This is a genomic window from Halomonas sp. SSL-5 (assembly GCF_030708455.1).
Lineage (GTDB): Bacteria > Pseudomonadota > Gammaproteobacteria > Pseudomonadales > Halomonadaceae > Halomonas.
Genome location: NZ_JAUYWF010000001.1, coordinates 206383 through 230579 on the forward strand (window position 1 = coordinate 206383; position 24197 = coordinate 230579).

Genomic DNA, 24197 nt, shown 5'->3' on the forward strand with positions numbered 1-24197 from the left:
TGGCCGGGCGTTGGCCCGGCGCAGGCGGCGTTACTTCTGCAGCTTCTCGACGTCGAAGCGGTCGGCGTTCATCACCTTGGTCCAGGCCTTGACGAAGTCCTTCACGAACTTCGCCTGGTTGTCGTCCTGGGCGTACACCTCGGCGTAGGAGCGCAGGATGGAGTTGGAGCCGAACACCAGGTCGATGCGGCTGGCGGTCCACTTCACCTGATCGCTCTTGCGGTCACGGATCTCGTAGACGCCCTTGCCCGCCGGCTTCCAGGCGTTGTTCATGTCGGTCAGGTTGACGAAGAAGTCGTTGGTCAGCTGACCCTCGCGATCGGTGAACACGCCGTGCTTGCTGCCGCCGTGGTTGGTACCCAGCATGCGCATGCCGCCGATCAGCACGGTCATCTCCGGGGCGGTCAGGCCCATCAGCTGGGCGCGGTCGAGCAGCATCTCCTCCGGCTTGACCACGTACTCCTTCTTCTGCCAGTTGCGGAAGCCATCGGCAAGCGGCTCCAGCGGCTCGAAGGACTCGGCGTCGGTCATCGCCTCGCTGGCGTCGCCACGGCCCGGCATGAACGGCACCAGGATGTCGTGACCGGCGGCCCTGGCGGCCTGCTCGATGCCCACGCTGCCACCCAGCACGATCACGTCGGCGAGGCTGGCACCCGAGTCGGCGGCGATCTTCTCGTAGGCCTTGAGCACCTTGGTCAGGCGCTCCGGCTCGTTGCCTTCCCAGTCCTTCTGCGGGGCCAGGCGGATGCGCGCACCGTTGGCGCCACCGCGCATGTCGGAGCCGCGGAAGGTGCGGGCGCTGTCCCAGGCGGTGCTCACCATCTCACCGATGGAGAGTCCGCTCTCGGCGATCTGCTGCTTGACCGCCTCGACGGAGTAATCGGTGTTGCCGGCCGGCACCGGGTCCTGCCAGATCAGCTCCTCGTCCGGCACTTCGGGGCCGATATAGCGAGACTTCGGCCCCATGTCGCGGTGAGTGAGCTTGAACCAGGCGCGGGCGAAGCAGTCCTTGAAGTAGTCCGGGTCAGCCATGAACTTTTCGCAGATCGGCCGGAATGCCGGGTGCATCTTCATGGCCATGTCCGCATCGGTCATCATCGGATTACGACGCACGGACGGGTCGCTGGTGTCTACAGGCTTGTCTTCCTCCTTGATGTCGACCGGCTCCCACTGGTTGGCACCGGCGGGGCTCTTGGTCAGTTCCCACTCGTAGCCGAACAGCATGTCGAAGTAGCCCATGTCGAACTCGAGGGGATTCTTGGTCCAGGCACCCTCGAGTCCCGACGTGACGGCGTTGGTGGCCTTCCCCTGCAGGTTGGGATTCAGCCAGCCGAAGCCTTGGGCCTCGACGTCCTCACCCTCCGGCTCCGGTCCGAGTGCATCGGCATCGCCGTTACCGTGAGTCTTGCCCACGGTGTGGCCGCCGGCGGTCAGCGCCGCGGTTTCTTCCGCATTCATGGCCATGCGAGCGAAGGTTTCCAGCACCTGATCACCGGTCTTGATCGGGTCCGGTTGGCCGTTGACACCCTCCGGGTTCACATAGATGAGGCCCATCTGCACCGCGGCCAGCGGGTTTTCCATGGTGTCAGGCTTGTCGACGTTCTCGTAGCGGCTGTCTGACGGCTCCAGCCACTCCTTCTCGGCGCCCCAGTAGATATCCTTCTCGGGGTGCCAGATATCCTCGCGGCCGAAGGAGAAGCCGAAGGTCTTGAAGCCCATGGATTCGTAGGCAACGTTGCCGGCCAGGATGATCAGGTCGGCCCAGCTGATCTGGTTGCCGTACTTCTTCTTGATCGGCCACAGCAGGCGGCGTGCCTTGTCGAGGTTGCCGTTGTCCGGCCAGCTGTTGAGCGGCGCGAAGCGCTGGTTGCCGGTGCCGCCGCCGCCTCGGCCATCGGCCAGGCGGTAGGTGCCCGCCGCGTGCCAGGCCATGCGGATCATCAGACCCCCGTAGTGACCCCAATCGGCCGGCCACCACTCCTGGCTCTCGGTCATCAGGGCATGCATGTCCTTCTTGAGCGCCTCGAAGTCGAGCTTGCGGACCTCCTGGCGATAGTCGAAGTCCTCGCCCATCGGGTCGGTCTTGCGGTCATGCTGGTGCAGGATGTCCAGGTTCAGGGACTCCGGCCACCAGTCGGTGTTCGAATGGCCGCTGGCCGTCATGCCGCCGTGCATGACCGGACACTTGCCTGCGTTCTGCTGATCACCCATGTCACTCATCCCTCTTGTCTGCGTTGAGGAGCTGCCACCTCTGTATAGACGATGCCACTCCGGCGGGGCAATGAGACTGGTCAACTCTCGGCCACAAGCCTGCTGTGGCCGGGCTCATTCCCCTGTATTCATCTCCAAGCTACTCCCTGTGGATCCATTAGGACAATGCGAGATTGCCGACCCTGGCGATAGCAAATCTCTATGGTAGTTCGGCGCCAGGGCTGCTACGCCCGGCACGGAGCCAACGGCTTTAAAAGGGTTCTTCGCAGATCAGCGTGAAGCTGGCTGGTGGGAGGGCGCGGTTCGGCGCTCCGACTCTGCCGCGCGAATGGCGCCGAAGGCGCCCTGGTGCTGCCTGCTGAGTTTGGCCATTACCGCCGGGAGGCCTGCGGCCTCCATTCGTCGAGACGTCGAACCGCCGGGAACCCCGGCCTCCCACAATCAACCCCGGCCTTCCGATACTCACTGCCGAACTGGTTCACGCCAGTTTGCGATGAACCTTAAAAAGGGACCGACCGGAACAAGCCCCGGTCGATCCCTCTGTCGTCATCGGGTGTCAGGGTGTCAGCTCATTCGGTTTCGCTCACCATGATGGGTTCGCCCTCGGGTCCCACCTGGAAGACGATGAAGCTGGCACCATCGCTGCTCAGGGTTCTGGCGATCATCGGGCGGTCGGGCAGCTCGTAGAAGGCTTCACCGGCGGATACGCTGATGGGCTCTTCTCCCTCGACATCCACCTCGATACGGCCCTCGGTCACGTAGACGAAGACGTGTCCCGGGTGAATATGGCGGTCAGTGACCCAGTCCTTGCCCACATCGAAACGCACGATGTTGGCCTCCATCCCCTCCTGACCCTCGAGTGTCGATTGCAGGATCTGGGTCGTCTCGCCGGCGGCGAGCAGGGGGACACAGGCCAGAACAGCGACAAGCGCTGAAGCGGCACCCTTGGGAGTGTGTTGTGGATTCATGACGTCCTTCCTTCCACCCTTGGGGTGGGAGTCGGATTCGGGATTGCCGCGTGGGGTGCCTCGGCCGGGCGCGCCAGTCGAGTCCCTGAAAGGAAGCCCCACCGGCATCTGTCACTATAGTTCCTGCCGGGCCGATGCGCTTCGTCCCGCGCCGTCAGTCGGCGCCGATCGCGGGGATCACCAGCGCCTTCTCCTCGCCCATCAGGAAGGCGTGATTGGCCTCCAGCGCCTCACGCAGGAAGTCCCACAGCAGGCGCACCCGGGCCAGCTGGCGCTGCTCCTGGCGGGCGGTGATCCAGAACTGGCGGTCGATCGCCACGTCGTCTTCCAGCACGTTTACCAGTGCCTGCGAGGCGCTGGCCATGAAGCAGGGCAGCACGGCGAGTCCCGCGCCGTGCAGGCAGGCGGCGTGCTGGGTGGTCACGCTGGTGCTGCGCATGGCGAAGTGGGGCCCGGGGTGGCCGACCACCCCGGGGTCGAGCAGCGGCTCCAGGTAGCTGAGCTGCTCGCTGAAGATCAGGTCGTCGACGTAGCCGATCAGGCGGTGAGCCCCCAGTTCGTGCAGGCGCCGGGGCGTGCCGTGGCGGGCCAGGTAGCCCTCGCTGGCGTAGAGCCGCAACCGGTAGTCGCAGAGCCGCGAGATCACCAGGCCCGGGCTCACCGGGCGCTCCACGGTGATGGCGAGATCCGCTTCGTGGCGGCTAAGGTTGACCACCCGGGGCAGGGCGAGCAGGTCCAGGGTGACCCCTGGATGGCGCGCGCAGAAGGCCGACAACAGTGGCGCGATCACCCAGGTGCCGAAGCCCTCGGTCACCCCCAGGCGGATCTGCCCACTGATCTGGTGGTTCTTGTCGGTTAGGCTCTCGCCGGCCTCGAAGGCGTGGCGGGCCATCTCCTCGGCGTGGGCGAGCAGCTGCTGGCCCGCCTCGGTGAGGTGGTAGCCATGGGTACTGCGCTCGAACAGTTGGGTGTTGAGCTTCTGCTCGAAGCGCCGGGTGCGCCGTGACAGGGTGGAGTGGTCCAGTCCCAGGCGCCGGGCGGCGTCGGTGAGCCGCTGGCTGCGCGCCACTTCGAGGAAGATCTGGATGTCGTGCCAGTCGAGCATGCTGGGTTTTCCGGAGTGACGATGGTTGTGCATCAATGCACAAGCAATGTGCCCGAGTGCCCGTTGTCACGCCATGCGACCTCTGGATAGACTCGACTTCATTATCATCCGTGTTTTTATACACACAAAGTCTAATGTCGGGTGACGGCAGCGAGCGTGCCTTGCTCCACAACGACAAGCCAGCACCCCGGCAGCGACAGCATCCAGAGGAGCACGCCCATGTCAGTCCGCGAAATCCCCATGGTCATCGACGGTCAGACCGTCCGGTCCCAGAGCCAGGAGTGGCGCGACGTGGTCAATCCGGCCACCCAGGAAGTCGTCGCCCGGGTACCGTTCTGCACCGCCGAGGAGGTCGAGCGCGCCGTAGCCAGCGCCAAGGAGGCCTTCAAGACCTGGCGCAAGGTGCCGCTGGGCAAGCGAATGCGCATCATGCTCAAGCTCCAGGCGCTGATTCGCGAGCACACCGACGAGCTGGCCGCGCTGATCACCGAGGAGCACGGCAAGACCCTGCCCGACGCCGCCGGCGAGGTGGGTCGTGGTCTCGAGGTGGTAGAGCATGCCTGCTCGATCACCTCCCTGCAGCTGGGCGAGCTGGCCGAGAACGCCGCCAACGAGGTGGACGTCTACACCATGCACCAGCCCCTGGGCGTGGGTGCCGGCATCACCGCCTTCAACTTCCCCATCATGCTGCCCTGCTTCATGTTTCCGCTGGCCATCGCCACCGGTAACACCTTCGTGCTCAAGCCCTCCGAGCAGGACCCCAGCTCCACCATGCGCCTGGTCGAACTGGCCCACGAGGCGGGCATCCCGGCCGGCGTGCTCAACGTGGTGCATGGCGGCCCCGACGTCGCCAACCAGATCGCCGATCATAGCGACATCAAGGCGCTCTCCTTCATCGGCTCCTCCCACGTGGGCTCGCTGCTCTACAACCGCGCCGCCGCCGCCGGCAAGCGCATGCAGTCGATGATGGGCGCCAAGAACCACTGTGTGGTGATGCCCGACGCCAACCGCAGTCAGGCCATCAACAACCTGCTCGGCTCCGCCTATGGCGCCGCCGGCCAGCGCTGCATGGCCAACTCCGTGGTGGTGCTGGTGGGCGAGGCCCGCGAGTGGCTCGAGGACATCGTCGAGGGCACCCGCGGCATGAAGGTGGGCCCCGGCACCCAGACCGACGCGGACCTCGGTCCGCTGGTCTCGCCCCAGGCCAAGGAGCGCGTCGAGCGCCTGATCACCGCCGGCGAGAAGGAGGGTGCCAAGCTGCTGGTGGACGGTCGCGGCTACCAGGTGGAGGGCTACCCGGACGGCAACTTCGTCGGCCCGACCCTGTTCGCCGATGTGACCCCGGAGATGACCATCTACCGCGAGGAGATCTTCGGCCCGGTGCTGTGTGTGGTGAGCGTCGAGACCCTCGACGAGGCGATCGATTTCGTCAACGCCAACCCCAATGGCAACGGCACATCCATCTTCACCAATTCCGGCTGGGTGGCGCGCCGCTTCGAGACCGATATCGATGTCGGCCAGATCGGCATCAACGTGCCGATCCCGGTGCCGGTCGCCTACTTCAGCTTTACCGGCTCGCGTGGCTCCAAGCTCGGTGACCTGGGCCCCAACGGCAAGCAGGCCATCGCCTTCTGGACCCAGACCAAGACCGTCACCGCCCGCTGGTTCGAGCCGGAGAACGTCTCCAGCGGCATCAACAGCACCATCTCGCTGGGCTGATCATACCCGCTCGGTGACAACACGGCCCCGCCTCGAGAGAGGCGGGGCCGCGCTTTTTGCAGGAGGGTCCGACAGCTCGCCGCCTGGGCGAATGGCGCCGGCCCACCTTGTGGGAGGCTGGCTCTGCCGGCGGCTCGTCGCTTTGCGGAAGGCACGGCCCATCTTGTGGGAGGCCGGCTCCGCCGGGCGAAGGGAGGCCGCAGGCCTCCCGGCGGAGCCCACCGATGGTCTGGCTGACCGCCGTATCTTATGGAATCTGCTGCGACGCAGGGTGTATAGACAGACTGATGACGTTGACGTTAACTGGAATGGTCTTATAACAAGCACAACCCAGGCACAATCCAGGAGTCACCATGACCGCGCCCATCAGCCGCTTTCCCGTTCCCGAATCGATCCAGGACCTGCCCGAGGACATCCGCGACGCCATGCTGGCGGTGCAGGAGAAGGCAGGCTTCGTGCCCAACGTCTTCCTCATGCTGGCCCACCGCCCGGCCGAGTTCCGCGCCTTCTTCGCCTATCACGACGCCCTGATGGAGCGGGAGTCCGATACGCTGACCAAGGCAGAGAAGGAGATGATCGTGGTGGCCACCAGCGCCCGCAACCGCTGCCTCTACTGTGTGGTGGCCCACGGCGCCCTGGTACGCATCTACAGCAAGGATCCGCTATTGGCCGACCAGGTGGCCGTCAACCACCGCACCGCGCCGATCAGCGAGCGCCACCGCACCATGATCGACTTCGCCATGCACTGCGGCCTGGACGTGGGGGAGCTCACCGACGAATGGGAGGCCCGCCTGGCGGACGCCGGCTTCACCCGCGATGACATCTGGGACATCGGCGCCATCGCCGCCTTCTTCGGCCTTTCCAATCGCCTGGTCACCCTGACCGGTACCCCGCCCAACGAGGAGTTCTATCTGATGGGGCGGGTGCCGCGGGAGAAGAAATAGGCTTTAGCGAGACATGAATCGCTGATAACGCAGCTCCAGTGCCTCCTGGCTCGGCTTATCCCTGGCGTGTTTGGGGGTAAATATTCGCTGGCCGTCGAGTTGCTTCATGCTCTCAAGCAGAGGCCCATCCTGAGTCGAGAGCAGCTCATCATTCAGGTGGATGCGGTAGTCGGGGTCAATGCCGATCAAGTCAGCATCGTAAGCCCTATGATGCAGCCGACTGAGGGATATACCATTGCTCACTTCGGCGGTGCTGTCCTGAACGATGTCGGGAATAATATGTGCCGCCTCCAGTAGTTGTGGCACGGGCAGCCCCGTCATGGCGCAGCGATTGGAATATGCCAGCATCACTCGCGCACGGAATTCAGCCTGATGAACCCGCGTTTTGGCTTCACGGATCACGTAGCGCTTCTCTATCTCATCCGTCTTGTAGGCGCCATGGTTTTCTGCGACATGGCGCATCTGGCCAATTCGGTCGTTCATGCTGACGTGGCATAACTCCCTGGCCAGGTCCATGTTGTCGATGTAGCAGGGCCATAAAGGAAGGTAGCGGCCTGGAGCGACGCCCACTAGGTAGATGATCGGATCCTGTCGCTCGTAGCTGATTAAGAGCTGGCGATTCGCGGGCTTGGCTGTTCCTCCTGCCTCAAGCGAATACCAGAAGCCACCCTCGTCGCTGGCACTATCGGAATAGATATTGATCCTGCCCTGCTTGGGGACCACGGTTTTGATACTCAGGATGCCATCTGGCATTTGCTTGGGTTTGAAGATGCCGATTGCTCTGCTGGCGATGAAGAAAGACTCCCCATCCAAGGGGACCGGCTGGGCAATGGCCTCCCAGGGCACATCATTCGAGTATTGTTGTGCGATGGCTTCAAGGCGCTGAAATGCTGCTTGGCGAAGACGAGTATCAATATTCAGCAAAGCTGGCTCCCCGCTCTATGCCGATAGTATCCACTCATACTAATCAAGAGGGGTGGCTTGTACACCGTTGCGCGTATTGAGCGCTGTGAAGATCCTCTGCGCCGACGAGTAGTTGAGCGTGTCTCGCCGGTCCACTGGCAGGCTGGACTCTGTCTCGCTATGATGCCTCCGATCACGTTTTGCCGCTGTGCGAGGCGTGACCTCACAATTCATTCACTTGTCGCCAGGGGAGTCCCGCCGCATCTGCGGGGGCTGAGAGGGCCATGCGCCGACCCTGGAACCTGATCCGGTTAATACCGGCGGAGGAAGCGCGACATGCCCTACCTGACGTCTGCCGTGCTCGGCGCGGCGCTGCTGTGCTTTGCTTTCCTGGGCCTGCGGGCCCGCCGGGCCGATGGCCCCCTCGATGACTACGTGACCGCCCGCAACTCCCAGGGCGCCCAGGCCATCGGCCTGTCGTTCCTGGCCTCCGGTATGGGCGCCTGGATCCTCTTCGCGCCGCCGGAGATCGGCGCCTTCGTGGGGCCGGTGGCGCTGGCCGGCTACGCCATCGGCTCCTCGCTGCCCTTCATCGTGCTGGGGCTCTACGGCCCCGCGATCCGCCGCCACCTGCCGCAAGGCCGCAGCATCGGCGAGTTCGCCGAGGCCTGCTATGGCGCCGGGGTGCGCCGCTGGGTGGCCTTCGTCTCGGTGGCCTACATGGCGCTCTTCCTGGCCGCCGAGCTCACCGCCATCGGCGGCATCGCCGCCATCCTCTCGGATGTGCCGCCCTCCCTGGTGATCCTGGGGGTGGCGGTGGTCACCCTGGTCTACACCTCGCTGGGCGGGCTGCGGGCGAGCCTCGCCACCGATCGCTGGCAGGCCTGGCTGCTGCTGGCCCTGCTGGTGCTGGTGGGCGGCGTGGCCTGGTGGTGGCTGCCGCCGATGCCCGCCGAGGCGACGATGCCTGCCATTCCCGCCGGCAGCGCGCTCTCCGTGGCGCTGACCCTGGTGATCGCGGTCACCGCGGCCAACCTCTTCCACCAGGGCTACTGGCAGCGCATCTGGGCCGCCGAGGATGATCGCGCCCTGAGCCGCGGGGCGCTGCTGGGCGGCGCCAGCAGCCTGCTGGTGGTGATGGCGATCGGCGGGCTCGGCATGCTGGCGGCGATGCACGCGCTGCCGCTGGGCGAGCCGCCGATGCCCTTCTTCGCGCTGCTCTCCGCGGCGCCTGCCTGGCTGGGCCTGCCGGCGCTGGTGCTGGCGGTGACCCTGGTGGCCTCGAGTGTCGATACCCTGCAGAACGCCATCGCCTCCATGGCGGTGGCCAGCAGCGGCCGGCGCGGGCTCTCGGTGCGCGCCGCGCGCCTGGTGACGGTGGCGCTGATGGTGCCGGTGGTCTGGGTGGCCCTGCAGGGCTTCTCGGTGCTGCGTCTCTTCCTGATCGCGGATCTCCTGTGTGCGGCCATCGTGGTGCCGGTGCTGCTGGGGCTGTGGCGACGCATGTCGCCGCTGGCCGCCGTGACCGGCGGGCTCGCGGGCATGGCGGGCGCCATCGTGCCGGGCTGGCTCAGTCAGGGCAGCCTCGCCGCCGGCATGCTGGCGGCCACCTTCCCCGGCAGCATCCCGACCCTGCCGCCCTTCCTGGGGGCGCTGGTCGCCTCCACCCTGGTCAGCCTGCTGATCGCCTGGTGGCGTCCGGGTGCGAGGTTCCAACTCAGCCGCGAAGGAGACCCCCGATGAACACCCGCGCCGACTTCAACGCCTGGGCCGCACAGCAGGATGCGCCGCGCCTCACCGACTGGCTGCGCGAGATCAGCGAACCCGACTGGTCCGCCACCGTGAACCATCCGCTGTTCGACGCCCTGGCCGAGGGGCGCCTCGCCGGTGCCGACTTCGCCGCCTACATGGTGCAGGACTACGGCTTCGTGGATCCCTTCACCGCGCTGATCGGCCATGCCATCGGCCGGGCGCCGGGCATGGCGGACCGCGTGGTGCTGGGGCAGTTCATGGGCATGCTGACCAGCGACGAGAACAGCACCTTCCAGCGCACCTTCGAGGCCTTCGGGGTGCCGGCCTCGACGCGCGAGGCGCCGGCCTGGCTGCCCGAGACCCGGGCCTTCCAGGCGCTGCTGCGCGAGGCCGGGGATGGCGGCGGCTATGCTGAGATCCTGGCGGTGCTGGTGGTCACCGAGTGGGTCTACCTGGAGTGGGCGCTGCGGGTGACCCGTGCAGGCGACCTGCACCCGCTGATGGGGGAGTGGATCGACCTGCACGACAACCCCGCCTTCCAGGAGTTCGTGGCCTGGCTGCGCCGCCGCCTGGACGAAGAGGCGGAGGCGCTCGACGAGGCTGCCTTCGCCCGCATGGTCGAGTGCTTCCGCGCGACGGTGGCGAAGGAGCGCGCCTTCCACGATGCGGTGATGCCACGCTGAGCATGAAGGTTCGCATGGGTTGAAGCGATCCCGGGCCTGAGCGGTTGTCAGGCCCGGGAATGAGGGCCACCCTCTAGGGTCACGCCATCTTCACAGGAGCCCTGCCATGAGCGATACCCCGAAGGATTCCCGCCGCCGCCACTCCGCCACGGTGGTGGATGGTCCCGGCAAGGCGGCCAGCCGCGCCATGCTGCGTGCGGTGGGCTTCACCGATGAAGACTTCAGGAAGCCCCAGGTGGGCATCGCCTCCACCTGGAGCAACCTCACCCCCTGCAACAGCCATATCGACGAGCTGGCCCGCCACGCCAGCGACGGCGCCGATGCCGCCGGCGGCAAGGGGGTGATCTTCAACACCATCACCATCTCCGACGGCATCGCCAACGGCACCGAGGGCATGAAGTACTCGCTGGTGTCGCGGGAGGTGATCGCCGATTCCATCGAGACGGTGGCTGGCTGCGAGGGCTTCGACGGCCTGGTGGCCATCGGCGGCTGCGACAAGAACATGCCGGGCTGCCTGATGGGGCTGGCACGCCTCGACCGCCCCAGCGTGTTCGTCTACGGCGGCACCATCCTGCCCGGCAAGGGCCACACCGACATCGTCTCGGTGTTCGAGGCCATGGGCGCCCACAGCCGCGGCGACATCGACCTGATCGAGCTCAAGCAGATCGAGGAGACGGCGATCCCCGGCCCGGGCTCCTGCGGCGGCATGTACACCGCCAACACCATGGCCTCGGCCATCGAGGCGCTGGGCATGAGCCTGCCGGGAAGCTCCGCCCAGAACGCCGTCTCCAACGACAAGCGCGAGGACTGCGAGGCGGCCGGTGCCGCGGTGCTCGAGCTGCTCGAGCGCGACCTCAAGCCCTCGGACATCATGACCCGGGAGGCCTTCGAGAATGCCATCAGCGTGGTGATCGCCCTGGGTGGCTCCACCAATGCGGTACTGCACCTGATCGGCATGGCCCGCACCATCGGGGTGGAGCTGAGCCTCGAGGACTTCACCCGCATCGGCCGGCGCGTGCCGGTGGTGGCCGACCTGCGCCCCAGCGGCCACTACATGATGAGCGAGCTGGTGGCGATCGGCGGCATCCAGCCGTTGATGAAGATCCTGCTCGACGCCGGCCTCTTGCACGGCGACTGTCTGACCGTGACCGGGAAGACGCTTGCCGAGAACCTGGCGAGCGTCGCCCCCTATCCCGACGACCAGCGGATCATCGCGGCCCTGGATGCGCCCATCAAGGCCGAGAGCCACCTGCGCATCCTGCACGGTAACCTGGCGCCCGAGGGCGCGGTGGCCAAGATCACCGGCAAGGAGGGCACGCGCTTCTCCGGCACCGCCAGGGTGTTCGGCTCCGAGGAGGAGGCCCAGGCACGCATCAACGACGGCACCGTGGTGGCCGGCGACGTGGTGGTGATTCGCTACGAGGGCCCGCGGGGCGGGCCCGGCATGCGCGAGATGCTCACCCCCACCTCGGCGATCATGGGCCGTGGGCTGGGCAGCGAGGTGGCGCTGATCACCGACGGGCGTTTCTCCGGCGGCAGCCACGGCTTCGTGGTGGGCCATGTGACGCCGGAGGCCTTCGACGGCGGCCCCCTGGCGCTGGTGGAGGATGGCGACCGCATCACCATCGACGCCGAGGCCGATACCATCGAGGTCGACCTCTCCGACGAGGAGCTGATGCGCCGCCGCGCCGCCTGGCAGCAGCCGGCGCCGCGCTATACCCGCGGCGTGCTGGCCAAGTACGCGCGGCTGGTCAGCTCGGCCAGCACCGGGGCGGTGACCGACTCACAGGAGTAGGTCGCTCGGTACGGCCGGAGGCCGCAAGCCCGCCGTAACACCGCCCCGTCGGCTTCCGGCGGGGCGATAGGGGAGCGCCTGGCTGTCGCCTAAGCCTAGGCGAATTCGGTATATCTGTGTGTTGACAATCCATCCCTACACTGATGGTTCCAAGCTCGCTTTCGCGTGCTTGGAACCCACGGTTTGGCTGGTGGATATCGCCGGCCCACTCGACCTTCTTGCCCGCCTCACTGGCCGGCGGCTTCCATGCTTCGGCCTGGTGCATGGGGGCACGAGCCACGGAGGCAGCCATGAAAACACTCCCCCCAACCGCCATCGACGAGTTCAGAGCACACTTCGCGGGTGAGGTGTTGACGCCCGATGACGCCAACTACGATGAGATACGCCAGATCTGGAACGCCATGATCGATCGCCGACCCGCACTCATTGCGCGCTGCCGCTCGGCCGACGATGTGAGGCGCGCGGTCGATTTCACCCGGGAGCACGACCTGATCGCGTCCGTTCGCGGCGGCGGCCACAATATCGCCGGCAACGCAGTATGCGACGATGGGCTGTTGATCGATCTCTCCTTGATGAAGCAGGTACGCATCGATCCGGTCGCCCGGCGTGCCAGCGTCGAGCCGGGGTGTACCCTGGCCGACTTCGATGCGGCCGCTCAGGAACACGGCCTGGCGACACCCCTGGGGATCAACTCGACCACCGGCGTGGCCGGGCTGACGCTCGGTGGCGGCTTCGGCTGGCTGAGCCGCAAGTACGGCATGACCGTCGATAACCTGCTGGGCGCGGATGTCGTCACGGCCGACAGCCGGCAGGTGCACGCCAGCGAAGCCGAAAACGCGGATCTCTTCTGGGGGCTGCGTGGAGGCGGAGGCAACTTCGGCATCGTGACCCGCTTCGAGTTCCAGCTGCATCCGGTCGGGCCGGAGGTGCTCAGCGGGCTTATCGTCTTCCCGTTCGAGCAGGCCGGCGCAGTGATACGACAATTCGCCGATTTCACCCAGGCCATGCCCGAGGAACTCAATATCTGGATGGTGACGCGTCAGGCGCCGCCGTTGCCCTTCCTGCCCGTGGAGGTGCACGGCACCCCGATCGTCGTCCTCGCCCTGTGTTATGTCGGCGACCCCGACACCGGCGCACGGCTGATCGAGCCGCTGCGTGGTTTCGGTACGGTACTCGGTGAACATGTCGGCGTGCAGCCCTACATTGCCTGGCAGCAGGCCTTCGACCCGCTGCTGGCGCCCGGTGCACGCAACTACTGGAAGTCGCATAACTTCACGCACCTCGAGGGCGGTGCCATCGAGGCCATCATCGACTATGCCGAAAGGCTGCCCTCGCCCCACTGCGAGATATTCGTCGGTACCATCGGTGGCCAGACGACCCGGCCGTTACCCGAGGCGATGGCCTACTCGAGCCGCGATGCCAACTAAGTATTGAACGTTCATGCCCGCTGGGAAACGCCTGCGGAGGATGAACAGTGCATCGGCTGGGCGCGGGAATTCTTCGTCAGGACGCAGCCGTTCGCCAGTGGCGGCGCCTACATCAACTTTCTTACCGAAGAAGAGGCGGACCGTATCGAGTTCGCCTATGGCGCTACCTTCCAGCGGCTGGTGGAGCTCAAGACCCGCTACGACCCGACCAACCTGTTCCGGATGAACCAGAACATTCCGCCGGAGCGGCAGCCGGCCTGAACGACCACCACCCGCCGATGCGACCGACAATGCCGTCCGCCAGCGCCGGCGGCATTGTCGCGCCGAGTGTATCGCCGGGGGATATCAGGGCTCGCAGCTGGCGGTATGCCGCAGGCGCAGGCGATTGCGCAGGTGGCGAGCCAGGATGTCCACGCCAATATTGAGCAGGGCGGTGATCACGATCAGCACCATCGCTCGGTCGAAGCGGATCTCCTGGATGGCGCTGTCGACATAGAAGCCCAGGGTGGCGATGCCGAGGATGCCGAGGATGGCGGTCTCGCGCATGATGATCTCCCAGCGGTAGAAGAGCAGGGCCAGGAAGGGACCGTAGAGCCGCGGGGTCAGCTCGAAGGCGTAGCGTTCGATGCCACGGGGCGCATCGGCACGCAGCGTGATCGCGTTGCTGCGCTGTCCCACCAGATGGCCGATGATGCCGCCATTGTGGATGGCCAGCGCCACCACCGCCGGCAGCATCGAGGGGCCCCAGAGCTGCAGCAGGATGAAGGCGAGCAGGTATTCGGGGGTCGAGCGCAGGATCACCAGCACGCCGTGGCCCAGCGCGCCACGCACCCGGCCGGCGGCGTGACGCCCGGTGAAATGCTGCGATACCAGCGGATACAGCATGAGCGTCAGCAGGCCGGTCGCCACCAGGGCGATCTGGGTCAGCAGCAGGGTGTTCCAGATGCCCGGCAGCGCCTCGTTGGCGAGCAGGTCGCCCAGCCAGGGCATGAGCCCGGCCAGCCCCTCGCCCTGGCGCAGCGGCTCGGGGACGATATCCTCGGTGAAGAAGCGCGAGACGCTCTGCCAGCGAATCGGCAGGCCCTCGCCGAGCAGGAAGGGGGCGGCCAGCAGGTAGAAGGGCAGCAGGCGCGGGCGGGCCCACAGCCTGAGGGTGGCGATCAGTGCATAGAACAGCAGCAGCAGCGCACCCACCGTGGTGTACTGGCCCTGGGCGAACGAGGACTCCAGGTAGAAGCCCAGGGTGGGCATGCCCACGAAGCCCAGTACGGCGCTGGAGCGCAGGCCGCACTCGAGCCGGTAGGCGGTGTAGGTGGCCAGGTGTGGCCAGGCCTGGCTGAAGCGGGTGTAGGCGAGGGCCGAGACCACGCCGGTGCCATGGGGGATCACCTGCGCCGGCTGCGGGTCGCTCTCGTCGAGGATCTCGGCATAGACCTTGGCGAAGATGCCGGCATAGGGAATGGCGATGGCGAGCACGCCGGTCAGCGGGTGCAGGCCGAAGAACTGCAGGAAGATCAGCGCCCAGAACAGCTCGTGGATGGCGCGGATGAAGGCGCAGGTGGTACGTACCGCGCGATGGTGAAACACCAGTGCCAGCAGCAGGCCCGCCGCGGCCCCCAGGCCCACGCCGACGAAGGCGAAGGCCAGGGTGCGCACGATCGCCTCGCCGAGATAGTCCACGGCCGAGAAGTTCGGCTGTGCCAGCCCCAGGAACAGGCGGCCCAGCTCCGCCCAGGGGTCATGGGCGCTGATCTGGAAGTCGGCCACGAGCAGGCAGGCGATGGCCAGCGCCACGAAGCCCAGGCTGGTGCGCACGGTTGCCGAGTGCCACATGTCAGTACAGCACCAGCAGGTCCCGGGCATTCAGCCTGTGGCTGGCCTCGTCCAGGGCGATCCTGCCGTCGGCGATGCCCACCACACGGTCGGTGAAGCGCAGGGCCAGCTCCACGTCGTGCATGGCCAGCACCGACGTGGGGTAGGCCTCGCCCAGCGCGACCAGCACCCGCTCGGCCAGCGGCCCGTCGAGGGCCGAGATCGGCTCGTCGGCGAGCAGCAGGTCGCCCCGCTGGTGAATCGCGCGAGCCGCCGCGACGCGCTGGCTCTGGCCACCGGACAGCTCGCCGACCGCGGACCAGCACTTGTCGGCGATATCGAAGCGCTCGAGCAGCGGCAGGATGGCGTCGAGATCGCGGCGGAAGGGGCGCGCCAGGCTGACCAGGTTGTACCAGGTGGGGCGCCTGGCGAGCCCGCCCATGTAGACGTTGTGGAAGACGCTCAGCGAGGGCACCAGGCCCAGCTGCTGGGGCATCAGGGCGGCGCCGTGGTGCCGCCAGCGTTGCTGCATGACGCCGAGCAGCGTCGACTTGCCGGCGCCGCTCTTGCCCACCAGGGCCACTCGCTCGCCGCGTGCCAGCGTCAGGTCCAGCGGGCCGATCACGCGCTCCCCGCCGTAATCGGCCACCACCTCGGTGAGGGCGAGGGCTGTCATCACTCGAGGATATCGAGCTGCTGGCCGACCTGGCGGATGACCTCGTAGTCGGCGTTATCCACCGGAATGAAGCCGGAGCGCGGGAAGCTCTCGAGCAGGGCGGGATCATCCATCTCGAGCAGCGCCTGCTGGACGCGATCGGCGAAGCCCTCGCCGAAGCGTCCGTCGACGTCGCCGCGGATCGTCCACTGGTAATCGGGGTAGGTCGGGGTCTTCCATACCACCTTGACGCTGTCGGCGTCGATATTGCCGGCCTCGAACTCGTTCTCCCACACGGTGTAGTTGAGGGCCCCGAGCTGGTAGGCCCCGGAGGCGACCAGCGAGGCGGTGCGGCTGTGGTTGCCGCTGAAGCCGACGCGGGAGAAGACCTCTTCCGGTGCCTCACCGAAGGCCTCGCGCAGGTAGTGCTCGGGCATCAGGCGTCCCGAGGTGGAGCCCTTGGAACCGAAGGTGAAGGTCATGTCACGCATGGCCTCGACCAGCCCCGCGCCCTCTTCCAGGCCGGTGCTCTCGTGGGCGATGAAGTAGGTCCGGAACTCGGCGTCTTCGACCCCCTGGGCCAGGGCCCGGGAGCCGGGCACGCGCTCGCGGGCCTGCACGCCGGAGAGGCCGCCGAACCAGGCCAGCTGCACCTGGTCATTGCGGAAGGCGGTGACCGCCGCGGCATAGGACTTCACCGGCACGAAGCGCACCTCGACCTCGAGCTCCTCCGCGAGGTAGTCGGCGACCTTCTGGAAGCGCTCCTGCAGGCGTGTCTCGTCCTCGTCGGGGATCGCGGTGAAGACGAAGGGGTCGGCGGCGGCGAGCGAGGAGGCGAACAGCAGCGGCAGGGCAGTCGCCAACGCGCGAGACAGGAGACGAAGCATGGGAGGATCCTTGCAGGTGATATTGGCCTGGCATGATACCGAAAAAACGCCCGGGCTTCCGATCCCGGTTCGCCCGGGTGTGGATCAGTCGCCAGGCCGGCACCCGCATCACGGCGGCATCGTCCGGGGCATGCAGGCCGACCCGCACCTCCTCGCGCGCGACCGGCGCGAGGGTCGACAGAGCCCGGGAGAGCACCGAGGCGCCCACCTTGGCCCCGCAGCCGCCGCAGCGCATGGCGATGGCCGAGATCGCCTGGGCATTTTCCTCTTCATCCAGTGCTACCCGGCTGGCCTTCGGGACCCAGCTCGAGGGCGCTTCCATGGGGGCAGGTCGTTGAAGCGGGCCATGAACCGGCGGTCGATGCGGTCCTTCCAGCGCCATACCCAGTCGCCTGCCAGGCACAGGCGCCCCCGGGAGGCCACGGCGTGGCGGTCGCCGGTGCTGATCAGGGCCAGCCATCTCGCCTGGGGGCGGTAGGACGAGAGGGGGCGGCCGGTCACGGCGGCGCGCAGGTTGTCGGCCAGCGGGCGGCCCTGGCGCACGGCGAAGACCCCGGCCTTCTCGCGGGGATGGTTGACCTGGCTGGCGATATCGCCGGCGGCGAAGATGCGCGGGTCAGAGGTCGAGCGCAGGGTGTCGTCGACCTGGATGAAGCCGTCGTCATCCAGCGCGAGCCGGGTCTCCTTGAGCCAGCCGGCACCGCCGGCGCTGGTCACCCAGACGATCTCGTCGGCGGCGTGCCAGGTGCCGTCGGCGGCCTGGAGCCGGCCCGCCTCGACGGCGACGACCTCGGTGCCGGCATGCACCTCGATGCCCCGGCGCCGCAGCGTGGCCTCGAAGTGGGCGCGCACCCGGGCGTTGTGGGTGGGCAGGAGGGTCTCGCCGCGGGTGAAGAGCGCGAAGGTGAGATCCTCCGGGTCGCGACCGCGGGCGGCCAGCTCACTGCCCAGCCGGACCTGCATGGCCAGCAGCAGCTCGACGCCGCCGGCGCCGCCGCCGACCACCGCCACACGGGTCCGGCCCGGGTGCGCCTCGATGCGCCGGAGCAGCGTCTGCCAGCGGTCGTTGAACTGGTGGATCGGCTTGACCGGGACGGCGTGCCCGGCGGCGCCGCCGAGCGCATCCACGCGCGGTGTCGAGCCGATATTGATCGACAGCCAGTCGTAGGGCACCGGGGGGCGCGAGCGGCAGAGCACCTTGCGCGCGTCGTGGTCGATGCCCACGGCCTCGTCGGCGAAGAAGCGGGCCCCGGCGTATTCGGCCAGCCGGCGCAGGTCGATATGCACCTCGTCGTAGCCGTAGTGCCCGGCGACGTAGCCCGGCAGCATGCCCGAGTAGGGGGTGTGGGTGTCGCGGCAGATCAGGGTGAGCCTGACGCCCGGCTCGGGCTTCATGGCGAAACGCTTCAGCACCCCCACGTGGGTGTGGCCGCCGCCGATGAGGACGATATCGCGCAAGACCGGTTGCTGCGGTGGCTGCATGGTCGGGTTCGCTCTCGGTGGGTGGGGGAGTGGCGGCGGCATAGTCTAGCGGCATAGTCTAAAGCAAAAGCGCGTGCCGGTTTCCCGGCACGCGCCCTCTCACGCTCTCTCTGGTGCAGTGACGAGGCGCCGTTCAGGCCTCCATGCGGATCACGCGGATCGGCAGGCCCTGGCGCACGGCGGCGCCGCTGATGGGCTCGAGCCAGGTGCCGTCCACGCGGCGGGTCGGGTCCTTGAAGCCCAGGTCATTGATGTTGATGCCGGCGCGCAGCCACTCGAGGTCGGGCTGGGACTCGCCGTCGATCACGTGGGGAGTGGCCCCCAGGTCGCGGTGGCCGTAGCCGTGCTCGATGCCCAGTGCGCCGGGCATCACGCCCTCGCCGACCAGCGCCAGGGCCACCACGCTGCCGCCGGGGCTCTCGATGCGGATGGTGTCGCCGTGGCTGATGCCGAAGCGCTCGGCATCCTGGCGGTGCATCATCACCGGGTTGTAGGGCTTGATCATGCGCAGCCGCTCGAGGCCGATGGCGTAGGAGTTCATCAGGTTGGACTTGAACGAGAACGCCAGCAGCGGCCACTCCTCCTCGTCGAACACCTCGCGCATGGCGCGGCCGTCGGCCAGCGGCGGCAGGCCGTGGCAGGGCACGCCGCGGTTGGGCTGGCCACTCTGGGTGTTGATGCTGGTGCCCACCTGCTCGTTGTAGACGCACAGGGTGCGCTTCCAGGCGCTGGTGAGGTTCTCGCCCTTGAAGTGGTCCTTGAAGTCCTCGAAGCGCCCGCCGCGGGCGTAGAGGTAGGCCACCGGGCCGCGCTCCTCGGGCTTGAGGGTGCGCGCAAGCCTGGGCATCAGCGGGGCCAGGCCGGCGTGGGCGATGTCGCTCTCGTCGGCCGCGGGCAGCGGCTCGCCCTGCATGGCCACGTTGGCGGCGGCGCGCAGGAAGAAGTCCTCGGCACGGTTGAGCGGGTGCAGGTTGCCGTCGGCGTCGGGGATCGCGCCCTCGCCGAAGCCGGCCAGGCCCAGCCGCTTGGCGGTGGCGATGAAGAAGCTCTCCATGGAGACCGGCTCGTCTTCCGCGGTCTTCTGCTGGCGCGGTTCCACCACCGGCCAGCAGGCGGTGGTCATCTTGCCCAGGTTGCCCTTCCAGGCGCCGGTGAAGCCCCACACCTCATACATCACCGAGTCCGGCACGATGTAGTCGGCGTAGCGGTTGGTCTCGTTGAGGAAGCCGTCGATGGCGACGAACAGCCCCAGGCGCTTGGGGTCCTTGATCTTCTCGGCGATCAGCGTCTCGAGACCCGCCTGGCCATAGATGGGGTTGGCCATGCAGCCGATCAGCGCCTTGATCGGGTAGGGGTAGCCGTCCAGCGCCGAGGGCAGGTGCTCGGTCAGCGTCGGCGGGGCCAGCGAGCGCCAGGGGGCGCGGGCGGGGTAGGGGGGCTCGCCGGCGGCTACCTTGCGCTGGTACTCGGAGGACTTCTCGTAGGGGAAGCGCGAGCGGGACAGGAACACGCCCTGGGGACCGCGCTTGCCCGGGAAGTTGGCCAGGTCGTAGCGGGGGCCCTCACCCACGCCGTTGAACTGGCCGCCGCCCACGGCGCTGCCCCCCTTGCGGTTGTGGTTGCCGGCCAGCACGTTGAGCATCTGCATGCCGAAGGCGGCGTAGAAGCCGTTGCCCGACATCATGCCGCCATGGGAGTTGGTCACCGCGCGGCGGCCGTGGTGGGCGAAGCGGCTGGCCAGGTCGACGATGGTGGCCTCGGGGATGCCGCAGTGCTCGGCATAGGTGGCCAGGGTGTGCTCGTTGGCGGACTCGCGCAGCAGCACCATGCTGCTCTTCACGCGCACGGCAGAACCGTCGGCGAGCTCGACCTCGCGGTCGACGAACAGCTCGGCAGCCACGGCATCGGTGCTCTTCGCCAGCTCGCCGTCGGCCACCACCATGGGTACGTCGGCGTCGCTGCCGGCCTCGGCCAGGCCCAGGTCGCTGGTGCGCAGGAAGCGGCCACGGCGCGGGTGCGCATCGTCCGTGATCACCAGGTGGCTGGCGTTGGTGTGGGTCGCCTCGCCGGCGGCCTCGGCGGCGGGCTGGCCGGGAAGTTCCAGAAACGCCTTGGCGTAGCCCTCGTGGTCGAGCAGCCACTGGATCATGCCCATGGCCAGGGCGCTGTCGGTGCCCGGGCGGATCGGCACCCAGCGGTTGTGGTCCGCGGCGTGGGAAGCCGAGGCGTTGAGGCCCGGATCCACCACCACGTACTCCAGGGTGCCTTCTGCGCGCGCCTGGGCGATCAGCCGCCCCTGGCGCTTGAAGGGGTTGCCGGCCTGGCTGGGGGCGGTGCCCACGTAGAGGATGAAGCGGGCGTTCTGGATGTCCGGCTTGGTATGGGCATTCTTGGCCAGGTCGTCCATCACCGCGCCTGCGCCCATGCGATAGGCCAGGCCGCAGTAGGAGCCGTGGTGGCCGTAGTTGCGGGTGGCGAAGGCGTTCATGGTGAAGCGCTTGAGCAGCGCCGAACGGCCGTAGTCGGTGGCCTCCATCACCATCAGCTGGTTGGCCTTCGGGCCGTACTCGGGGTTCTCGGGGTCGATCAGGGTGTCGTGGTCATGGATGGCGCGCAGGCCGTCCACATGGCCCTCGCCGAACAGGTCGCCCCCCTCGCAGATCTCCTCGATGACCTGCTCGAAAGGCACCTTCTTCCATTCGCGGCTGCCGCGCCCGCCGACCCGCTTGAGGCAGTGGGTGACGCGGAAGGGGCTGTCGATCTGCGCCATCATGGCGTTGCCGCGGGCGCAGGCGGTGGAGCGGTTCTGCTGGCCCTGGTCGCCATAGGCGCTCAGCCCGCGCAGGGCCTCGACCACCGGGGTGCGCATGGGCAGGTGCTCGTCGGCGGAGAGCGGGTTGTAGGGGTTGCCGGAGACGCGCAGCACCTGGTCGGTGGCGTTATCGACGCGCACCCGCACGCCGCACTTGGTGGTGCAGCCGTAGCACACGGTGAAGGCCACGCGCTGGTCGGGGTTGAGGGTCAGCTCGCCGCTCTCGGGGTCGACGCGGTACTCCGGCGCCAGGGAGTTGCCGTGGATGCGGTGCGCGGGCGTCTCGCCGGCGCTGCCGGTGACGCCCTTGGCCATCTTGACCAGCGGGTCGGAGTAGCCGGCGGCGAAGGTGGCGGCGCCGCCGGCGGCGACGGCACCCTTCATGAAGCGGCGGCGTGAGGAATCGACCGGGGACTTAGCCATGGCTGGGGGCTCCTTCTGTGGTTTCCGCAGCGCGCTGGGCGTCGGGGGATGCAGGGGCGGGGGGTGTGGGTGGCAGATCGGCGGCGCTGCCGCCCTGGGCGGCCTGGCGCCACGGCACGAAGAGGTCGATCAGCAGGAGGGCGGCGAGCCACAGGCCGAAGGTACCGACGATGCCGAGGATGCCGGACGAGCCGGCGGGGATGCCGTAGTGGTGGAAGCCGGCGCTGTGGCGGGCCACGGTCTGCACGTCCATCAGCACCACCCAGCGGAACATCCAGCCGACGTGCAGGGCCACCAGGCCGAGCACCCAGGCCCAGGCGTAGAGTGCCGGGCGGCGTGAGGCGGGGCGAGTGAGCAGGGTGAGCACGGCGCCGAACAGGACCAGGCCGGTGAGGCCACCCCACAGGGCGGTGCTGCGCCACTCGGCGCTGTCGCGCACGGATTCCATGGCGGCGGCCACCGAGCCGACGTGGGCGTTGATGCCGTCGAGGAACCAGCTGCCGGCGACCAGGCCGGCGACCAGGCAGGCCCCCAGCATCACCTTGAGCATCTGCCTGCTGACCGTGGTGCTGCGCTCACCGGCCACGCGGTTGAGCACCAGGATCAGGCCGGTGGCGGCGATGAAGCCGGTGGCCACGAACATCGGCGGCAGCCACACGGTGTGCCACAGCGGGCGGGCCTTGACGATGGCCACCTCGGCGCCGGTGTAGAGCATGATGCCGGTGGAGAGGGCGAGGGTGCCCACCCCCACCAGCACCACCAGCGCGCGCGGGGTGGGGGCGGAGCCGAAGGAGAGCCAGCGGGCCACGAAACCGGCGATGCCGGGGGCCTGGCGATGGGCCTGCAGCGCCGGGCGCCAGGCGAGCCAGGCCAGCACGATCACACCGACCACGTAGAGGGGCAGCACCAGGCTGCCGACGGACATCCAGGAGTGGCCGTTGGCGTAGGCGTAGAAGTGCCAGAAGCGCAGCGGCTGGTGCAGGTCGGCGAGCAGGGCCACCGGTGCCACCAGGGTGGTGGTCAGGCAGGCGAGCAGCGCCAGGCGTGCGGTGGGCAGCCAGGCTTTCCTGCCGAACACCAGCGCCGGGGCGGCCAGCCACAGGGTGGCGTAGGAGAGCGCGATCATGAAGAAGTACTGCACCGCCCAGGGGTACCAGGCGATGTCGTAGCGCGGGGCGAGCAGCTCAATGGCGGAATTCATAGCCCATCTCCTGGCCGTGGGGATCGAGGACTTCCAGGGCGACCGGCTCGGCGTCGGGGCGAGTGACGAAGCGCTCGTCCATGCCGAGGTAGAAGACCTGGGGCAGGGTGTTCTTCTCGGGCTGCAGCACCATCAGCTCATCGCGGTGCTCGGCGATCATGCGGCTGATCTGGCTCTCCGGGTCGCGCATGTCGCCGATGATCCGCGCACCGCCCACGCAGCTCTCCACGCAGGCCGGCAGCAGGCCGGCTTCCAGGCGGTGGGCGCAGAAGGTGCACTTGTCGGCGGTCTGGGTGCGCTCGTTGATGAAGCGGGCGTCGTAGGGGCAGGCGTTGACGCAGTAGGCGCAGCCCACGCAGCGGTCGCTGTCGACCACCACGATGCCGTCCTGGCGCTGGAAGGTGGCCTCCACCGGGCAGACCGGCACGCAGGGCGGGTTCTCGCAGTGGTTGCACAGGCGCGGCAGCATGAAGGTGGCGACCTCGCCGGTCTCCTGGTGCTCTACCTCGTACTGGGAGACGGTGGTGCGGAAGCTGCCCAGCGGGGCGGCGTTCTCGATATGGCACGACACGGTGCAGGCCTGGCAGCCGATGCACTGGCGCAGGTCGATGAGCATGCCGTAGCGCTTGCTGGGGTCGCCTTCTCGGCGGGGTGGCTGCTGGTTGATGCCGGCACTGGCGACGCTGGATAGCGGTATCAGGGCGGCGCCCGCGCTGAGGCGGGCCAGCTGGCCGAGCAGGGTGCGGCGAATGGGGTCCATGGCGCCTCCGGTGGCCTGGGTGGGGCGGAGTCTCCGCCCGAGGGACAAGGGTTGATACCGGAAGGCTACCTGCGACCAATGTATATGGCCTTGATGTCGATCAAGACTTCTTTAGCAAACTCTTAATGTTGGCGTAATGTTGTGCAAGTTGATGAATATCCAGAATTTTCTCGACGAGCCGGCAGGACAAAAAAAACGCCCTGCCGGAGGGGCAGGGCGTTCGCTGTTCGGTGGGGCGTTACCGGGATTCCGCGGCCGGGCGGCCTAGTGAGTGGCCCCCTGCTGCTCGATGGTGCGATGCACGATGCGCAGCTCATCGATGGTGAGATGCTCCAGCTTCCCCGCGAGGAGGTCGCTGATCTTCTGCATCGGCAGACCCGCGCGGCGAGCGATCTCGCGGCTGCCTAGCTCTGACACGGCGATCAGCCGGGTCACGATGCGCATGAGGCGTGTACGTTGTTCCAGGTCCCTGACGTCGAGGTCAGGGCTGCTTCGCGGGGGGTCCAGAAGTTCCGCGGATCGGGACTGTCGTGCCGTGCTCATGATGCTCCATTGGGCGGTTGCGACAAGCACACTATGGCGGCTGGCCGACGTTTTTGCCAGTGTCGATTGCATGCTGCTTTCGTGGCACTGTGAAGGCATCGCTCGTGACCTGCGC

General features: G+C 67.7%; 19 protein-coding genes and 1 riboswitch. Of the genes, 7 read left to right on the top strand and 12 right to left on the bottom strand.

Annotated features, from left to right (window positions below; all coding sequences use genetic code 11):
* Nucleotides 1–30: 30 nt before the first annotated feature.
* The 3 genes from katG to RAN53_RS00995 all read right to left on the bottom strand — a co-directional run bounded on the left by katG (nt 31) and on the right by RAN53_RS00995 (nt 4284).
* Nucleotides 31–2211, bottom strand: coding sequence for a catalase/peroxidase HPI (gene katG, locus RAN53_RS00985; protein WP_305794953.1), 2181 nt, complete (start codon nt 2209–2211; stop codon nt 31–33).
* Nucleotides 2212–2780: 569 nt separating this feature from the next.
* Nucleotides 2781–3179 (bottom strand): cupin domain-containing protein, encoded by a 399-nt coding sequence (locus tag RAN53_RS00990; RefSeq protein ID WP_305794954.1) that lies wholly within the window; start codon nt 3177–3179, stop codon nt 2781–2783.
* 154 nt (nt 3180–3333) lie between these two features.
* Complete coding sequence (locus RAN53_RS00995; RefSeq protein ID WP_305794955.1) at nt 3334–4284, bottom strand: LysR family transcriptional regulator; 951 nt, start codon at nt 4282–4284, stop codon at nt 3334–3336.
* A gap of 219 nt (nt 4285–4503) precedes the next feature.
* On the opposite strand from RAN53_RS00995, the gene RAN53_RS01000 reads away from it, so the two are divergent.
* Nucleotides 4504–6003 (top strand): CoA-acylating methylmalonate-semialdehyde dehydrogenase, encoded by a 1500-nt coding sequence (locus RAN53_RS01000; protein WP_305794956.1) that lies wholly within the window; start codon nt 4504–4506, stop codon nt 6001–6003.
* Between the two features lie 353 nt (nt 6004–6356).
* Nucleotides 6357–6947, top strand: a complete 591-nt coding sequence (locus tag RAN53_RS01005; RefSeq protein ID WP_305794957.1) for a peroxidase-related enzyme — start codon at nt 6357–6359, stop codon at nt 6945–6947.
* A 3-nt stretch (nt 6948–6950) separates the two neighbouring features.
* Here the strand turns inward: RAN53_RS01005 and RAN53_RS01010 are convergent, their stop codons facing one another.
* Nucleotides 6951–7871 carry an HNH endonuclease gene (locus tag RAN53_RS01010; RefSeq protein ID WP_305794958.1) on the bottom strand — a complete coding sequence of 307 codons (921 nt, stop codon included), beginning with the start codon at nt 7869–7871 and terminating at the stop codon, nt 6951–6953.
* Between the two features lie 215 nt (nt 7872–8086).
* A riboswitch (TPP riboswitch) is annotated at nt 8087–8197 on the top strand.
* Here RAN53_RS01010 and RAN53_RS01015 point away from each other — a divergent pair.
* The 5 genes from RAN53_RS01015 to RAN53_RS01035 all read left to right on the top strand — a co-directional run bounded on the left by RAN53_RS01015 (nt 8187) and on the right by RAN53_RS01035 (nt 13768).
* The gene (locus tag RAN53_RS01015; protein ID WP_305794959.1) at nt 8187–9593 is read left to right on the top strand and encodes a sodium:solute symporter; all 1407 of its coding nucleotides are present in this window, start codon (nt 8187–8189) and stop codon (nt 9591–9593) included. It overlaps the preceding riboswitch by 11 nt.
* A complete protein-coding gene (locus tag RAN53_RS01020) occupies nt 9590–10285 on the top strand; it encodes a TenA family protein (RefSeq protein WP_305794960.1) in 696 nt (231 codons plus the stop codon). The genes RAN53_RS01015 and RAN53_RS01020 overlap by 4 nt, the downstream gene beginning before the upstream one ends.
* A gap of 106 nt (nt 10286–10391) precedes the next feature.
* Nucleotides 10392–12080, top strand: coding sequence for a dihydroxy-acid dehydratase (gene ilvD / locus RAN53_RS01025; RefSeq protein ID WP_305794961.1), 1689 nt, complete (start codon nt 10392–10394; stop codon nt 12078–12080).
* 290 nt (nt 12081–12370) lie between these two features.
* Complete coding sequence (locus tag RAN53_RS01030) at nt 12371–13507, top strand: FAD-binding oxidoreductase (RefSeq protein ID WP_305794962.1); 1137 nt, start codon at nt 12371–12373, stop codon at nt 13505–13507.
* 3 nt (nt 13508–13510) lie between these two features.
* On the top strand, nt 13511–13768 hold the full coding sequence (locus RAN53_RS01035; protein ID WP_305794963.1) for a BBE domain-containing protein: 258 nt from the start codon (nt 13511–13513) through the stop codon (nt 13766–13768).
* An 84-nt stretch (nt 13769–13852) separates the two neighbouring features.
* On the opposite strand, the gene RAN53_RS01040 is transcribed toward RAN53_RS01035, so the two are convergent.
* The 8 genes from RAN53_RS01040 to RAN53_RS01075 all read right to left on the bottom strand — a co-directional run bounded on the left by RAN53_RS01040 (nt 13853) and on the right by RAN53_RS01075 (nt 24181).
* On the bottom strand, nt 13853–15340 hold the full coding sequence (locus RAN53_RS01040; RefSeq protein ID WP_305794964.1) for a PhnE/PtxC family ABC transporter permease: 1488 nt from the start codon (nt 15338–15340) through the stop codon (nt 13853–13855).
* A gap of 1 nt (nt 15341) precedes the next feature.
* Entirely contained in the window at nt 15342–15995 is a 654-nt protein-coding gene (locus RAN53_RS01045; protein WP_305794965.1) for an ATP-binding cassette domain-containing protein, read from the bottom strand.
* A complete protein-coding gene (locus RAN53_RS01050) occupies nt 15995–16861 on the bottom strand; it encodes a putative selenate ABC transporter substrate-binding protein (RefSeq protein ID WP_305794966.1) in 867 nt (288 codons plus the stop codon). The genes RAN53_RS01045 and RAN53_RS01050 overlap by 1 nt, the downstream gene beginning before the upstream one ends.
* 279 nt (nt 16862–17140) lie before the next feature.
* Nucleotides 17141–18343, bottom strand: a complete 1203-nt coding sequence (locus RAN53_RS01055) for an FAD-dependent oxidoreductase (protein WP_305794967.1) — start codon at nt 18341–18343, stop codon at nt 17141–17143.
* A 133-nt stretch (nt 18344–18476) separates the two neighbouring features.
* Entirely contained in the window at nt 18477–21578 is a 3102-nt protein-coding gene (locus tag RAN53_RS01060) for a molybdopterin-dependent oxidoreductase (RefSeq protein WP_305794968.1), read from the bottom strand.
* Nucleotides 21571–22779 (bottom strand): NrfD/PsrC family molybdoenzyme membrane anchor subunit, encoded by a 1209-nt coding sequence (gene nrfD, locus RAN53_RS01065; RefSeq protein WP_305794969.1) that lies wholly within the window; start codon nt 22777–22779, stop codon nt 21571–21573. Before nrfD ends, RAN53_RS01060 begins: the two co-directional genes overlap by 8 nt.
* On the bottom strand, nt 22763–23539 hold the full coding sequence (dsrO, locus tag RAN53_RS01070; protein WP_232911358.1) for a sulfate reduction electron transfer complex DsrMKJOP subunit DsrO: 777 nt from the start codon (nt 23537–23539) through the stop codon (nt 22763–22765). Before dsrO ends, nrfD begins: the two co-directional genes overlap by 17 nt.
* A gap of 264 nt (nt 23540–23803) precedes the next feature.
* The gene (locus RAN53_RS01075; RefSeq protein ID WP_321169810.1) at nt 23804–24181 is read right to left on the bottom strand and encodes an XRE family transcriptional regulator; all 378 of its coding nucleotides are present in this window, start codon (nt 24179–24181) and stop codon (nt 23804–23806) included.
* Between the last annotated feature and the right edge of the window lie 16 nt (nt 24182–24197).